The organism is Bacillus sp. OTU530, assembly GCF_038440375.1.
Map to the genome: position 1 here is coordinate 14,067 of NZ_JASATP010000065.1, position 14,170 is coordinate 28,236.

The window sequence follows — 14,170 nt, forward strand, 5'->3', positions numbered from 1 at the left end:
TTGCTCCTTCCTTTTGTATACCTTAAGCTAGGCTGATAGATGTTGAATCCTTGTAGCATCCGATACAAAAATAATGATAAGACAAGCTATTCTTTAGTGAATGCTGTATTTTCTGCAAAAAATGGAACAATTTTTTCGTTTTTCGTCTTGTCAGCGTTGTTTTATGAAAATATTTGTCTTGCTGTTACATATATATAAGATACATCACAATGAGAAATTATGGAGAAACAGCAGAGAGAAGCGCCGCGTTTTTAGTGGATACGTGCTATAATGGAGGTACATGAGACGGAAAGAAAAGGTAAGGAAGGGATGTCATGAATGAGCAGCAATTTTTATTTGTAGACTTTGAGTTTACGATGCCGGAAAACAAGAGACAGCCGGGCGGGTTCGTTCCGGAAATCATTGAGGTTGGGATTGTAGCGGTTGTTCATGATGAAGTAATTGACACATTCTCCTCATATGTAAAGCCGCAAAAGTTTCCTATTTTGACAGAACGGTGCAAAAAATTTTTGAATATTAGGCAGGAAGCTATTGATAGTGGGATTTCCTTTTCTGAACTAATTGAACGGTTGATGAACTACGAATCGACATATCCAAGTACAGTTGTTACATGGGGCAATATGGATGTAAAGGTATTAAAGCAAAACTGTGGGCTGGCAAATATTTCTTATCCTCTTAAGGGCAAGCACCGTGACTTGTCGCTGGAATACAAACGTTTTTTTGGAGACCGCAATCAAACGGGTCTTTGGAAGGCAATAGAATCATATGGGAAAAAAGGGACGGGTAAGCATCATCGTGCGTTAGATGATGCACTGACAACGTACAGTATTTTTAAGCTAGTGGAAAAGGATAAAGAATACTTGCTTAAGCCAGCTCCAACGAAGATTGGTGACTTAGTTGATTTTACAAAATTAATGAAAAAGGTGAGTACGAATTAAAGACCAAATTACTGTTAGTAGTAATTTGGTCTTTAGTTTTACTTTGAGAAAGTATAAATTTTCAGCTCGAAGTGAATTCGACGTATCAGGAACTTTTAGGAATACAGTGTAAGTGCAATTACGCGTTTGTCTTCGCCATGTGAGCTTGGAAGTAATGTATGAGCTTATATTATATGTACTGACGCATGTGTTATAGCTTGTAGTCAAGCTGTAAGCTGCTTAGATTTTCAAGGGAACGCTCTGCCCAAGGAGAACCATCCTCCTGCAAATCTTTCTTTTGCCGCTCTAAAGCTTGGCGAAGTGACTCCTTGTAATCTGGAATTTCATCTTCGTATCGTTTTACCATTTGCTGCGGGATATTTGTTTGCTCTCGAAAAGCCAAAGCACGGCGTTCATGAAAAAATGGTACATCTGCTTGTTTGACGCTATGCAAGTCCCCTTGTGTTGGGTGTTTCAAAACAGCCAATACTTTAACGAGATAGTGCTGTGGTCTTATATCAGTAATTTCCCCGATATATTTCCCTGTTTTATATATACCTGTTACAATATCACCAATTTTGAGTATGTCCTCCATCTTTTAACCTCCTTTTTTTCCATCGTACCGAATTTGTAAGATGCCTGTCAAAAGTCCTTGCTATATTTTTTGAGTGTAATTCTATATAATGTAAAAAAGAATAACCATGCTCGTCTGTAAAGGAGTGGAATGATCATGCTACCTTTGTATTTTCCAGAAAACAAGCTTGAGTATATTCCAGCGGCGGTTACGTGTTTGTTGTTTCTTTTTGGTGCGGTTTTTACATGGAGAATGTTTATAAAGGTCTCCAAGAGAGAGCAGCAGCAATTTGAACAGATGGAACAGAATTTAAAGGAAATGGACAATGCGGTATCGGATACACCGGCATCAAAATAAGTGGGCTTGCCTCTGAGGCGGGCTTTTTTATTTTAAGAAAATATAAAGTTCTAGCTAGAAGACAATTCGATGTAGTGAGAAAGTATAAGTAGGGCTACGCCTCTGTCTTCGCCCAAGGGCAGGGCTCGCCAATCGGCGAGTTCTCTTTAGTATGTTTTATTCTGAGAGGGGGAAGATAAGGAAAGAATGAATGTAGAGGGGGATTGTATGCAACGAAAACTGTTAGATGCGTGTTTTGTGCTGGCTCTTCTTGCAGGCTGTGATCAAGGTGAGCCGAAGGAAGTAGAAGTGAAGCTGCAAAATGAATCTGGAGACGAAGTGGGGAAGGCAACCCTTTCTGACCAGCCGGGCGGCTTGCAGATTAAAATTGAAGCAAAAGGCTTTAAACCTGGTCCGCATGGCTTTCATATCCATGAAGTAGGGGTATGCAAGGCACCTGATTTTTCTTCTTCGGGCAATCATTTTAACCCTGGGGGAAAAGAGCATGGTTTGCTGAACCAGAATGGAGCGGAAAACGGTGATCTACCAAATTTAATTGCGGATGATAAGGGAGAAATTAAAGCAGAAATTATGGCACCGAACGCATCTTTGAAGGAAGGGAAGAGTACGCTGCGTCGTAAAGATGGAGCCTCTCTTATTATTACAGAAAATGCGGATGATGGCATGACGCAGCCGACAGGAAAGTCTGGCAAGCGTTTAGCCTGCGGAGTGATTGTGAAGAGATCAGCGGACACAAAAAAATAAAGCAGTCCCACGTACTGTGGGACTGCTTTTATACATTTTGCGTGGAGTTCTTTACTGCATCTCGCAAACGAATCAACGCTTCCTGCAAAATAGATCTTGGACAACCGAGATTGAGACGGATAAATCCTTCGCCGCCGGGACCGAATTTCTCGCCTGGTTCGACAACGATTTTTCCCTTCTTTTGCAGAAGATTGAGACGAGCTTCCTTTGATAGTCCCAGCTTTGAACAATCCACCCAAAGCAAGTATGTTCCTTCAGGTTGATATGGTTTTAGCTCTGGTATTTCAGTTTGAATATATTTATATGCAAACTGAGCATTTTCTTCTAAATACACTAGTAGATTATCTAGCCACTCCTCGCAGCTTGTATAAGCTGTCTCCATTGCTGTTGAAGCGAACAGATTCAAGGAGTAGAAGCCTTGTTGGTGTAAGATCTTTGTAAATTGCTTTCGAAGCACCTCGTTTGGAATAATAGAAGCCGATGCTTGTAAGCCGGCAATATTGAATGTTTTACTTGGAGCCATACAGGTAATAGTACGTGAAGCAAGGTCGTCCGACAGAGAAGCGAGCGGTGTATGAACATGTCCGCTGAAAATAATATCGGCATGAATGTCATCTGATACGATGATTACATCATACTCTATACACAGCTTACCTAGTCGCTGCAGCTCCTCCTTCGTCCATACACGTCCAACAGGATTATGGGGACTGCACAAAATCATAAGGCGAATTCCTTGCTTGAATTTGGCCTCTAGGTCTTCCCAATCCATTTCATATTGACCATTTTGGATAATGAGGGGATTTATTACTACCTCTCGTCCGTTTTTCGTCACCATATCAAAAAATGGCGTATATACGGGGGATTGAACAAGTACCTTGTCACTTGGAGCTGTGAAGGCTTGAACGGCGACACCTAACGCAGGCACGACACCAGGTGTAAGCACAATGGAGCTTTTCTCGATACTCCATGCATAACGTTCCTTTGTCCAATGGATAATGGCGCGGTATAAATCCTCGCTGCCAAATGTATATCCGAAAACCCCATGCTCTACTCGTTGCCGCAGAGCGTCCTGAATCGCTTGTGGTGCAGCGAAATCCATATCTGCCACCCATAAATGCAGCAAGTCATCGTCCTTATGTAAATCCCATTTCACAGAATTGGTTCCGCGTCGATGGATCGTTTTATCAAATTCTTTCACAAATGTTCATCCTCCCTTGTTGATACCTTTTTTTTCAGCATAGCGTATGTGTTACAATAAAGAAAGAAGTCAATCTTGTAAAAAAAAGGAGTAAATTTATGGACAACGTGTACGCACAGATGGTTGAGATAGTAAAGGAATGGGATCCGTTTGGCTATGGTTCTGACTTTTACGAAACCGAAGCTGTCGATGTCGTGCAAATTGCTGATTCATTTGATGATGCTGACTACATTTCCAGAAAAATTCAGCATGTTTATTTTATGTCCTTTGAAGAAGTCGTTGCGATAGAAAAATGCAAGCAGCTTGCAAAGAGACTGTTGAGTATTAAAAATGCAGGAAGCTGCAGATAGAGCTCGGTTTGGTCATAGGGAATGAAAAAGATGAGTCTTGTGTGGACTCATCTTTTTACTGCACTTTAAGAGTATAAATCTCCAGCCAGCAGCACATTCGACGCAGGAAATTTTAGGAGCAAAGTATAAGTGCAGCTGTGCCTCTCCGTGCCGAAGCTGTCCTCTTTTGTGATTTGCTCGTAATGGATTCAGAAACATAAACGGGAGCTATTTATTGTGCTTCGGAGATGCCGGCAAATTCCACAATATTTTCATATACATGCTGCGGCTTTTCTTCCGGAAGCAGATGGCCTGCTTTTTCATAGGAAATAAATCGTGAATTTTTTAAATCACTATGCAGGCGTTTTCCTACAGAGATAGGAACGACCTTATCTTCTTCTCCCCAAATAAGGAGAGATGGTATTTCAATTTGCTGCAGTTCACAGGATGGTAAGTCTCCTTCCCGGTCGCGAATCATGCGTGTTAAAGCATGGAAGATACGTTCATCAAAAAATGGTGCAGCATAGCCTTGCATCATTTCGTCATCAATCAGTGAACGATCATGAATAACATTGAGCAAATTTTTCAGTACGCCGCTTCGCACAAGCCAGTTTTTAATGTACAAATAAAAAAATGGCAAGTACGAGGAGTAGACAAGAGAAAAGTGTGATTTTGGTAAATATCCCGAGCTGCAAATGAGTACTGTTTTATCCACAAGATCAGGACGTTGTTTGCTAATGTACAATGCAATTTGTCCACCCATAGAATGTCCAACAAGAATGATATTTGAAAGGTGTAAATGCTCAACAAGAGAAACAACGATATTTGCCATATTTCGATACGAATATGTAAAATCTTTTGATTTGTCACTCTTTCCAAACGGCGGTAAGTCGAGAGCGACAACGGCCCCGTGCTGTGCGAGCAGCGGAATCAGGCGACGGTAGCTGAAGGTAGAGGATAAAAAGCCATGAATTAATACGAACGTTGTTTTGTTTGAATTTGGCTCATAATTATATAGCTCGTAATGGACTGTCATACCGTAGATAGAGAATGGAGGGAGAGGGAACTGCCCCTGTTGCTTCATCTTTTATCACCCCATTAGTTTTTTATACTGTAAGAAAATATCAATTTCTAGCTGGAAGCTAGTTTGACGTAGTCGGGAGTTTTAGGAATACAGCACAAGTGCAACTACGTCTCTGTCTTCGCCCAAAGGCAGGGCTTGCCAATCGACGAGTTTTCTTTACACTGTAGGAAAGGATAAATTTCCAGCTAGAAGTGAATTCGACGTAGCGGGAAATTTTAGGAATACAGTATAAGTGCAACTACGCCTCTGTCTTCGCCCAAAGGCAGGGCTTGCCAATCGACGAGTTTTCTTTATCTATCATCCCCATTCCGTTATGTTCTATGCTCGGGAAAAGATAGAACTGTTAAGGGAACTCGTACAGTCTTTTATATTTTCGTCTCCTCGAAGTCGATAATTGTGGCATAATATAGAGAGATGCTTGCGGCTGCAAACGTATCTTCCTCTCACTAAAAAAAGAGAATTTTTCAAAGGTTTAGATAACCTGTATACTTTTAGTGAAAATACATGGATAAGGAGTTCAAGACGATGACTGAAAAAGAACTGGAATTGTTAGAATGTCTAGAAAAGAATAGCCGTCTGCCAGTCGATACATTGGCAAAAATGCTTGATATTGATGTCGAAGAAGTACAGACGATGATGAAGAAATTCGAAGAAAGTAAAGTAATCGTCAATTATGTGACGCTTGTTGACTGGACGAAGGTAGCAGAGCAGGAAGGCTTGACGGCGATGATTGATGTGAAGGTTACGCCAAAGCGTGATGTTGGCTTTGATGAAATCGCAGAGAAAATTTACCGATATCCAGAAGTGAAATCTGTTTATTTAATGTCCGGCGCATATGATTTGTCTATTGTCTTAGAAGGGAAAACAATGTCAGAGGTAGCTAGCTTTGTGGCACAAAAGCTTTCTACGCTGGATTCTGTTTTATCTACAACAACGCATTTCATTTTGAAGAAGTATAAGCATGATGGGATTGTGTATGAGCAAGGGGATAATAATGATAAGCGGATGATGGTGACGCCATGAAGACGTTCACTTTGTCTGAAATAGCAACATCGCTGAAGCCATCTGGCATCCGCAAATTTTTTGATCTTGCGTCAGGAATGGAAGGCGTAATTTCACTCGGTGTTGGGGAACCAGATTTTGTAACACCATGGAATGTGCGCGAAGCAGCTATTCGTTCTCTAGAGGAGGGCTATACAGCTTATACAGCAAATGCTGGACTGTTGGAGCTGCGTCAGGAGGCATCTAGTTATTTTAAACGAAAATTCGATGTTTCGTATGATGCGTCAGAAATCCTCATTACAGTGGGGGCAAGCGAAGCAATTGATATCGCATTACGAACCATTATCAATCCTGGTGATGAGGTGCTTGTTATTGAGCCATGCTTTGTTGCATATGCACCGCTTGTTACGCTTGCGGGAGGAATTCCAATCTCTGTTTCTACGAGTCCTGAAAACGGATTTAAGCTGCAGCCGGAGGAGCTAGAGGCAGCTATTACAGAGCATACGAAAGCGATGCTTCTTTGTTCACCAAGCAATCCAACAGGTACTTCATTAAATAAGGATGAGCTAGAAGCGATTGCTGATGTTGTAGAACGTTATAATCTGATTGTATTGTCTGATGAAATTTATGCAGAGCTGATGTATGACGAATCATATACAAGCTTTGCCAGCATTGAGGGCATGCGCGACCATACCATTTTAATTTCCGGTTTTTCTAAAGGCTTTGCAATGACAGGCTGGCGCCTTGGAATGGTGGCAGCTCCGGTTTTTTTCCTTGAGCATATGCTGAAAATTCATCAATACATGCTTATGTGTGCACCGACGATGGCGCAGTTTGCGGCGATTGAGGCGCTGCGGGCAGGCGACCGGGATGTAATTGCGATGCGGAAAAGCTACAAGCAGAGAAGAAATTTTATCGTGAAATCATTTAATGAAATGGGTTTAACATGTCATATGCCAGGAGGCGCATTTTATGCGTTTCCGTCTATTCGTTCCACAGGCATGACATCGGAACAATTTGCTGAGGAGCTATTGCTTGAGGAGAGGGTTGCAGTTGTGCCGGGATCTGTATTTGGAGAAAGCGGCAACGGTTATATTCGCTGTTCGTATGCGACCTCTATGGAGCAATTGATGGAGGCAGTTAAGCGCATCAAACGTTTTGTAGACAAAAAAAGAGACAAAACGATGAATGTTTTGTCCCAAAAAGGGGGGGAATACTAGAAAGCCATGTGTTAGTATTGTATCCGTATTTTTACAATTTATACGTGATGATAGAAAAATTTTTCGTAATTTTGAATGAAATAGGAGCACGTGGTATAATTTACTAATATGAAGAAAAGGTAAATTTATAGGAGTGTTTCTATGCTGGACAAATATCATCGCGGGACAGTTGTGAAAGGAAAGGTTACAGGCATTCAAGGATACGGTGCGTTTGTTGCTTTGGATGAATCTACACAAGGCTTGGTCCACATCTCGGAAATTACAAATGGATACGTAAAAGACATTCATGATTTTTTAAAGGTCGGAGATGAGGTACAAGTTAAGGTGCTGTCTGTAGATGAAGAAAGCGGAAAAATTAGCTTATCACTCAAGGCGATTCAAGAGTCATCTTTATCAAAGAGACAGACAGTGCTGTGCGTTCCAAAGCCGGATGCCGCAGGTTTTAATACGCTGCGTGACAAGCTGACAGAATGGATTGAGCAGTCACAAGAACATAATGCGGTAAAGTGACAAGCCTTCGCCGTCTGTTATGCGATCGGGGACGATGCTTCTCGAAAAGGATGAGTTAACCAGAAAATAAAAAAGAAGGCAAATAGCCTTCTTTTTTATTTTCTGGTTAACTTAACGTACTTCCCGGGCTTCTCGGCGTGTGCCGAGCTCTTCAGAAGGTTTAAATAGTAAGCCAAGGTTGATGAGGCCAGAAAGTCCTACAAGACCATATACAATGCGTGATAGTGCTGCATCTTGTCCGCCGAAAATAGCGGCTACTAAATCAAATTGGAAGAAGCCGATGAGTCCCCAGTTTAATGCACCGATTATCGTTAACACTAAAGCAATACGTTGTAAAGTGCTCATATAAGAATTCCTCCTTGTTTTATTGCTTCCTTTATAGAATGTATTTCGTACAATCTCCTTATGCATATTTTTTTAGGAAACAGATATTTTTTGGTACACTTTAAGCAAGGCTAAATCTCTAGTCTGTAGCGAATTCAACGTAACAGGAAATTTATAAGTGCAACTACGCCTCTGTCTTCGCCCAGGAGCAGGGCTCGCCAGTCGGCGAGTTTTCTTTATTTTAATGCTTTAGGGTGTTGTCTCGTGGAGAAACGGTGAATCTATTTGGTGAACCGATAAACAGGAACTTTTCAGTTATCCATTTTTATTTCATATAAGTATTAATCGGATATTCCCTTTAAGAGAAAGTTATCTTACTAAAAAGGAGGAACACACATGCAGAATTTTACGTTTTATAACCCAACAAAGCTTATTTTCGGCAAGGGGCAGCTAGAACAACTAAAGGTAGAGGTACCAAACTATGGTCAAAGGGTATTGGTTGTATATGGCGGCGGAAGCATTAAGAGAAGCGGTCTATATGATCAGGTGATGGATATATTAAACGAGCTTGGAGCAGAGGTACATGAATTGAGCGGTGTAGAGCCAAATCCTCGCTTAACGACTGTTCAAAAAGGTGTAGATATCTGTAAAGAGCATAATGTTGACGTGCTCTTAGCTGTTGGCGGCGGAAGTGTGATTGATTGCACGAAGGCTATTGCAGTAGGAGCGAAATATGAGGGGAATGTATGGGATATTATTACGCGCAAGGTGGCAGCAAATGGAGCACTCCCCTTTGGTACGGTGTTGACACTTGCAGCGACAGGATCTGAAATGAATTCAGGCTCTGTTATTACCAACTGGGAGACGAATGAAAAATATGGATGGGGCAGTCCATTTACCTTTCCGCAGTTTTCTATTTTGGATCCTGTATATACATTCACTGTGCCGCAGGATCAAACGGTTTATGGTATGGTCGATATTATGTCGCATGTTATCGAACAATATTTCCATCAGGGAACCAATACCCTTCTTCAGGATCGTTACTGTGAATCCTTGCTAAAAACGGTAATTAAAACAGCTCCGAAATTGGTAAACGATTTGGAAAATTACGAGCTTCGTGAAACAATTCTGTACTGCGGAACAATGGCGTTAAATGGAATACTGCAAATGGGTGTACGTGGTGATTGGGCGACTCATAATATTGAGCATGCTGTTTCGGCCGTATACGATATTCCGCATGGCGGAGGTCTTGCAATATTATTCCCGAATTGGATGAAGCATGTGCTTGATGAAAATGTATTACGCTTTAAGCAATTTGCTGTAGGTGTATTTGATATACAAACAGAAGGAAAATCTGATCGCGAAGTTGCGCTTGAAGGTATTGAAGCGCTACGCAGCTTCTGGACATCAATTGGTGCTCCTGCGCGTCTTGCGGATTACAAAATTGGCGATGAACATATTGAGCTTATGGCGGACAAAACAGTCATAAATGGATCGTTCGGAAACTTTAAGAAATTAACGAAGGAAGATGTCATGGAAATTTATCGCACATCTCTATAAATGCAAAAAGGCAGCTAAGACTGCCTTTTTTGCACTGTAAAAAAGTATAAATTTTCAGCTGAAAGCTAATTCGATGCGGAAGGAGATTTTCGGAAAAAGTGTAACTGGGACCCCTATCCTCGCCAATTGGCGAATTTTCTGGATACTTTTATTTTGGATACGCTTACACCTAAAGGTCTGCTTGATTTACAAGCGCTGTTTAGTTAAAGTGAAAGAGGCACGTAATTTTTACATTTGGAGGGAGAAATATGACACACGTGAAATTTGATTATTCCAAAGCATTATCGTTCTTCGGTGAGCATGAAATTACATACTTACGCGATGCAGTAAAGGTATCACACCATGCGCTTCATGAAAAAACAGGAACTGGAAATGACTTTTTAGGCTGGATCGAGCTTCCTGTTGCGTATGACAAGGAAGAATTTGCACGTATTCAAAAATCAGCTGAGAAAATTAAATCTGACTCTGATATTTTGCTTGTCATCGGTATTGGCGGTTCGTACCTAGGAGCTCGTGCTGCAATTGAAGCATTGAGCCATTCCTTCTACGGTACGTTAACGAAGGAACAGCGTCGTACACCACAGGTTATATTTGTGGGTCAAAATATCAGCTCTACATACATGAAGGATTTAATGGATGTACTAGAGGGAAAAGACTTCTCCATTAACGTAATTTCTAAATCTGGTACAACAACAGAGCCTGCTCTTGCTTTCCGTATCTTCCGTAAATTATTGGAAGAAAAATATGGAAAAGAAGAAGCGCGCACACGTATTTTTGCAACAACAGATAAAGCACGCGGTGCGTTAAAAACTTTCGCAGACGAAGAGGGCTATGAAACATTCGTAATCCCTGATGACGTAGGTGGACGCTACTCTGTATTAACAGCTGTTGGATTGCTTCCAATTGCGGTAAGCGGTTTAAATATTGAAGAGATGATGAAGGGCGCAGCACAAGGCTATGAAGATTTCGGGACATCCGAATTGGAGGCAAACCCAGCTTATCAATATGCGGTTGTGCGCAATGCGTTATATAATAAGGGAAAAACGATTGAAATGCTCATTAACTATGAGCCAGCATTACAATACTTCGCGGAATGGTGGAAGCAGCTGTTTGGTGAGAGTGAAGGAAAAGACCAAAAAGGAATCTATCCATCATCTGCAAACTTCTCAACAGATTTGCACTCTTTAGGACAATATGTTCAAGAGGGACGCCGTGATCTATTTGAAACGGTATTAAATGTTGAGAAGCCTCGCTATGAGTTGGAAATTGAAGCGGAAGAAACTGATCTAGACGGTCTAAACTATTTAGCAGGAAGAACAGTAGACTTCGTCAATAAAAAGGCATTTGAAGGCACTTTGCTTGCTCATACAGATGGCGGCGTGCCAAACCTAATTGTAAACATTCCTACATTGGACGAGTATACATTTGGTTACCTTGTTTACTTCTTTGAAAAAGCTTGCGCAATGAGCGGTTATCTTCTAGGAGTAAATCCATTTGATCAACCAGGAGTAGAAGCATATAAGAAGAATATGTTTGCGCTTCTTGGCAAACCTGGATTTGAAGAATTAAAAGCGCAATTAGAACAACGTTTGAAATAAGACTGAAAAGGACTTTAGCTTTTGCTAAGGTCCTTTTTATTTTTTACGCTGTAGGAACGTATAAATTTCCAGCTGGAAGTGGATTCGGCGTATTTGGAAATTTTAGGGGTGTAGTATAAGTGCAACTACGCTCCTGTCTTCGCATAGCGGCTCGCCAATCAGCGAGTTTTCTTTTGCAAGATAAGAAAGTATAACTTTTCGGAGTGATGTCTAGCTCCCAAGGCCCAAAATGGCAGACTCCGGGCTGAACCTACGCTGCCATAAAAGGCGGGCCTTGTCCGCTTTTCTTAATTCATTGGTTGTAAATGGAAGAGAGCGTGTTTGGGCAAGCTATATGCAGAATATGTTATGGAAAGGAAGAAGGATATGATCCCTATTTCATCTAAACTGGAAGGACAAGTATTTCAGTTATACAAGCTTGAGCAGCTTTTAAAGCCGCTCGGCTATGTAATAGGCGGCGGCTGGGAGTACGAAAGAGGTTCTTTTGATTATAAGCTTGCGGATAACAACGGCTATCAATTTTTACGTATTCCATTTGAGGCTGTAAATGGTGAGCTTGATGCCAGAGGGGTGGTTGTCAGAATTGGTACTCCTTATTTGCTATCTCATGTGTATGAGGAAGAACTTGACGATCGTGTGAACACCTTTACCTCAGCGTTAACATCACTCGATCAGTTTTCTGAACCGAAAAATCCAGACGGTCCAGTTGATCAAAAATATGTAGATACTGGGGAGGCCCTTGTGAGAGAGGCAGAGGAAAAGATTCTTACCTCATGAGTACAATCAACAGATCATCTGGGTAAAGTGGAAAGGGATGGAGAGGATTAATATAATCCTTGCCGTCCCGTTTCACTCCGAGCAGCAGAATATCTTTTTCTAGGGAACGTATGCTGCAGGATCGAAACGTCTCCTCTGCTTCGCTATTATGGGGAATGAGACGAATGCCTGCTTCTGACGAATGGTTGCAGAAGGAAATGAATGTTTGCGAGACGCTTGGGAATAAGAGCGAAGAGGTCAGAATATGACCTATTAGCTTATTTGTTTGCAAGACTTCATTTGCTCCTGCGCGATTTGCATTATCTACCTGCTGCGCTGTCAATATTTCAACGATACAATACAGAGACGGATTCAATCCTTTTGCTGCGAGGATCGTTAACACGGACAGAGTATCAGCGCTGCTCTCATCCTTTTCCTGGTCGGCAGTAATTACAATCGTTCGGGCACCTATGATATTTGCTCGTTTTAAGGTGTCATCGTGATAGGGACATCCTTTCACAAAAAATAAATGGGCAAATTTTTTTGGCAATATAGGTAATGTTTCATCAATGAGTACAAGATGTGTTTTAGGGTAAAGTGTTTCGAATTGCTGTAAAAGCTGCTTTACACGTTCGTTCCAGCCTACGATGATAATGTGGTTTTGAAATGAGACAGTAGACTTCCCTTTTTGTCTCAGATATTGTCTGCTCAGCATTTCTGTTGCAAATGATACCATGTAGTAGGAACCAAATGCTGTTCCGAGCAAAATTAAAATGATAGCAACTGTGCGCCCTGCATATGTTTGGGGAACAAAGTCTCCATAGCCTATGGTAAAGGTTGTTACAATAGCCCACCAAACTCCGTCAAAGAAGGTGTGGAAGGTTTGGGGCTCCAGGAAATGAGCGATAATACCGAATGATAAAATCAGACTACCCATAATAACAACTAGGCGCCAAAGAATGGACAATCGAGATGTTTGTACAATTGAATCATTTGAACTCAAAAGTTGTTCCCTCCTAAGAATTGAGAAGCCGGATACGCTACAATGTAAGAAAGTATAAATTTCTAGCTGGAAGCCAACTCGAAGAGGCAGGTTTAGAGGCTCTCAACCTCCGTGCCACGCACATTTGTAATGTTTTGGATAGCGAAATAAAGGTCTGGCGTATGGAGTTTTTGGTCAACTGACAGCTTTAATTGTAGAAAATGCTCCCCTGTGTCCAGTGCTTTTAGCTTCATATTGTTTACTTTAATACCCATACCTTGAATTTCTTCCATAACTGTTGGGACGTTTTGCAAATCGTTCACTATTACTTTTAGACCAATTTCACGTTGACGAAGCGGTCGAGGTCCGAATGTGTTCATCATTAAAGGAATGAATTCCACACTTATAATAAGAAACAGCATTCCAGCAATAGATTCGATATAAAAACCTGCACCAACTGTAATGCCAATACCGGCCGCGCCCCAAATCATTGCCGCTGTTGTAAGGCCGGCAATACTGTCATTCTCTCTTCGGAGAATTACGCCTCCTCCTAAAAAGCCGATGCCGGAAATAATTTGTGCTGCGAGGCGCAACGGATCCATTCGAATGTGGTCAGGACTGGGCAGTTGATAGGATGCTTGAATAGAAACCATTGTAAGGAGACAACTAATGATTGAAATTACAAGACATGTTTTTAAGCCGAGGGGCTTTCTTCTTAACTCCCGCTCCAATCCGATAATAAAGCCGAGAAAAGCCGAAAGTCCAAGCTTTAGAAGAGCATCAGCATAATCCATTTTTTTTCCCCCCTCTATCCTAATAGGTAGTATGCCAAAAGTGTTTGTATTTTAATTTATATGGGGAAAGGAAGAGAAGTTCACTTTATGATGTAAAAATAATAAAAAAGGTATTGTATTTCATTAAAGCCAATGGTATATTAATAAACGTCGCTGATATGAAAAAATATAAAGCGGACATCATTAAAAAATGTTGACATCTAAATTCGGTGATGTTAATA

At 41.2% G+C, this 14,170-nt stretch carries 16 protein-coding genes; 10 read left to right on the forward strand and 6 right to left on the reverse strand.

The genetic code is table 11. The features are described 5' to 3' along the window. Positions 1-314 precede the first annotated feature (314 nt). Positions 315-938: a 3'-5' exonuclease KapD gene (gene kapD, locus AAHB12_RS27765; RefSeq protein WP_129729379.1), complete on the forward strand. Its 624-nt coding sequence runs from the start codon at positions 315-317 to the stop codon at positions 936-938. A 190-nt stretch (positions 939-1,128) separates the two neighbouring features. Here kapD and AAHB12_RS27770 read toward each other — a convergent pair whose 3' ends face one another. Further along, a complete protein-coding gene (locus AAHB12_RS27770) occupies positions 1,129-1,512 on the reverse strand; it encodes a kinase-associated lipoprotein B (protein ID WP_342048424.1) in 384 nt (127 codons plus the stop codon). Between the two features lie 135 nt (positions 1,513-1,647). Here AAHB12_RS27770 and AAHB12_RS27775 point away from each other — a divergent pair, with 135 nt between their 5' ends. After that, positions 1,648-1,848 carry a hypothetical protein gene (locus AAHB12_RS27775; RefSeq protein ID WP_342048425.1) on the forward strand — a complete coding sequence of 67 codons (201 nt, stop codon included), beginning with the start codon at positions 1,648-1,650 and terminating at the stop codon, positions 1,846-1,848. 207 nt (positions 1,849-2,055) lie between these two features. Next, a complete protein-coding gene (locus tag AAHB12_RS27780; RefSeq protein ID WP_342048426.1) occupies positions 2,056-2,592 on the forward strand; it encodes a superoxide dismutase family protein in 537 nt (178 codons plus the stop codon). A 28-nt stretch (positions 2,593-2,620) separates the two neighbouring features. Here the strand turns inward: AAHB12_RS27780 and AAHB12_RS27785 are convergent, their stop codons facing one another. Then, positions 2,621-3,790, reverse strand: a complete 1,170-nt coding sequence (locus AAHB12_RS27785; protein ID WP_342048427.1) for a MalY/PatB family protein — start codon at positions 3,788-3,790, stop codon at positions 2,621-2,623. Positions 3,791-3,888: 98 nt separating this feature from the next. On the opposite strand from AAHB12_RS27785, the gene AAHB12_RS27790 reads away from it, so the two are divergent. After that, entirely contained in the window at positions 3,889-4,140 is a 252-nt protein-coding gene (locus tag AAHB12_RS27790; RefSeq protein WP_342048428.1) for a DUF1871 family protein, read from the forward strand. A 211-nt stretch (positions 4,141-4,351) separates the two neighbouring features. On the opposite strand, the gene AAHB12_RS27795 is transcribed toward AAHB12_RS27790, so the two are convergent. Beyond that, entirely contained in the window at positions 4,352-5,203 is an 852-nt protein-coding gene (locus AAHB12_RS27795) for an alpha/beta fold hydrolase (RefSeq protein ID WP_342048429.1), read from the reverse strand. Positions 5,204-5,728: 525 nt separating this feature from the next. On the opposite strand from AAHB12_RS27795, the gene AAHB12_RS27800 reads away from it, so the two are divergent. From AAHB12_RS27800 to yugI, 3 genes are all read left to right on the forward strand, one after another. Next, positions 5,729-6,226 (forward strand): Lrp/AsnC family transcriptional regulator, encoded by a 498-nt coding sequence (locus AAHB12_RS27800; protein ID WP_342048430.1) that lies wholly within the window; start codon positions 5,729-5,731, stop codon positions 6,224-6,226. Further along, positions 6,223-7,425 carry an aminotransferase gene (locus tag AAHB12_RS27805; RefSeq protein WP_342048431.1) on the forward strand — a complete coding sequence of 401 codons (1,203 nt, stop codon included), beginning with the start codon at positions 6,223-6,225 and terminating at the stop codon, positions 7,423-7,425. The genes AAHB12_RS27800 and AAHB12_RS27805 overlap by 4 nt, the downstream gene beginning before the upstream one ends. A 141-nt stretch (positions 7,426-7,566) precedes the next feature. Beyond that, positions 7,567-7,935 (forward strand): S1 domain-containing post-transcriptional regulator GSP13, encoded by a 369-nt coding sequence (gene yugI, locus AAHB12_RS27810; RefSeq protein ID WP_342048432.1) that lies wholly within the window; start codon positions 7,567-7,569, stop codon positions 7,933-7,935. A 111-nt stretch (positions 7,936-8,046) separates the two neighbouring features. Here the strand turns inward: yugI and AAHB12_RS27815 are convergent, their stop codons facing one another. Continuing rightward, positions 8,047-8,280: a DUF378 domain-containing protein gene (locus AAHB12_RS27815; protein WP_129729362.1), complete on the reverse strand. Its 234-nt coding sequence runs from the start codon at positions 8,278-8,280 to the stop codon at positions 8,047-8,049. A gap of 375 nt (positions 8,281-8,655) precedes the next feature. On the opposite strand from AAHB12_RS27815, the gene AAHB12_RS27820 reads away from it, so the two are divergent. From AAHB12_RS27820 to AAHB12_RS27830, 3 genes are all read left to right on the forward strand, one after another. Then, positions 8,656-9,819: an iron-containing alcohol dehydrogenase gene (locus AAHB12_RS27820; protein WP_342048433.1), complete on the forward strand. Its 1,164-nt coding sequence runs from the start codon at positions 8,656-8,658 to the stop codon at positions 9,817-9,819. Positions 9,820-10,067: 248 nt separating this feature from the next. Next, positions 10,068-11,417 carry a glucose-6-phosphate isomerase gene (locus tag AAHB12_RS27825; protein ID WP_129729358.1) on the forward strand — a complete coding sequence of 450 codons (1,350 nt, stop codon included), beginning with the start codon at positions 10,068-10,070 and terminating at the stop codon, positions 11,415-11,417. A 366-nt stretch (positions 11,418-11,783) separates the two neighbouring features. Then, positions 11,784-12,194, forward strand: coding sequence for a YugN-like family protein (locus AAHB12_RS27830; protein ID WP_129729533.1), 411 nt, complete (start codon positions 11,784-11,786; stop codon positions 12,192-12,194). Here the strand turns inward: AAHB12_RS27830 and AAHB12_RS27835 are convergent. Together AAHB12_RS27835 and AAHB12_RS27840 are read right to left on the reverse strand one after the other, a co-directional pair. After that, positions 12,184-13,176 (reverse strand): potassium channel family protein, encoded by a 993-nt coding sequence (locus AAHB12_RS27835; RefSeq protein ID WP_342048434.1) that lies wholly within the window; start codon positions 13,174-13,176, stop codon positions 12,184-12,186. The genes AAHB12_RS27830 and AAHB12_RS27835 overlap by 11 nt on opposite strands. A 92-nt stretch (positions 13,177-13,268) precedes the next feature. Beyond that, complete coding sequence (locus AAHB12_RS27840) at positions 13,269-13,949, reverse strand: MgtC/SapB family protein (protein WP_342048435.1); 681 nt, start codon at positions 13,947-13,949, stop codon at positions 13,269-13,271. Positions 13,950-14,170: the final 221 nt, after the last annotated feature.

Coding starts and splice junctions, on each gene's coding strand:
- kapD (WP_129729379.1), top strand. CDS start 315: ATGAATGAGCAGCAATTTTTATTTGTAGACTTTGAGTTTACGATGCCG.
- AAHB12_RS27770 (WP_342048424.1), bottom strand. CDS start 1,512: ATGGAGGACATACTCAAAATTGGTGATATTGTAACAGGTATATATAAA.
- AAHB12_RS27775 (WP_342048425.1), top strand. CDS start 1,648: ATGCTACCTTTGTATTTTCCAGAAAACAAGCTTGAGTATATTCCAGCG.
- AAHB12_RS27780 (WP_342048426.1), top strand. CDS start 2,056: ATGCAACGAAAACTGTTAGATGCGTGTTTTGTGCTGGCTCTTCTTGCA.
- AAHB12_RS27790 (WP_342048428.1), top strand. CDS start 3,889: ATGGACAACGTGTACGCACAGATGGTTGAGATAGTAAAGGAATGGGAT.
- AAHB12_RS27795 (WP_342048429.1), bottom strand. CDS start 5,203: ATGAAGCAACAGGGGCAGTTCCCTCTCCCTCCATTCTCTATCTACGGT.
- AAHB12_RS27800 (WP_342048430.1), top strand. CDS start 5,729: ATGACTGAAAAAGAACTGGAATTGTTAGAATGTCTAGAAAAGAATAGC.
- AAHB12_RS27805 (WP_342048431.1), top strand. CDS start 6,223: ATGAAGACGTTCACTTTGTCTGAAATAGCAACATCGCTGAAGCCATCT.
- yugI (WP_342048432.1), top strand. CDS start 7,567: ATGCTGGACAAATATCATCGCGGGACAGTTGTGAAAGGAAAGGTTACA.
- AAHB12_RS27815 (WP_129729362.1), bottom strand. CDS start 8,280: ATGAGCACTTTACAACGTATTGCTTTAGTGTTAACGATAATCGGTGCA.
- AAHB12_RS27820 (WP_342048433.1), top strand. CDS start 8,656: ATGCAGAATTTTACGTTTTATAACCCAACAAAGCTTATTTTCGGCAAG.
- AAHB12_RS27825 (WP_129729358.1), top strand. CDS start 10,068: ATGACACACGTGAAATTTGATTATTCCAAAGCATTATCGTTCTTCGGT.
- AAHB12_RS27830 (WP_129729533.1), top strand. CDS start 11,784: ATGATCCCTATTTCATCTAAACTGGAAGGACAAGTATTTCAGTTATAC.
- AAHB12_RS27840 (WP_342048435.1), bottom strand. CDS start 13,949: ATGGATTATGCTGATGCTCTTCTAAAGCTTGGACTTTCGGCTTTTCTC.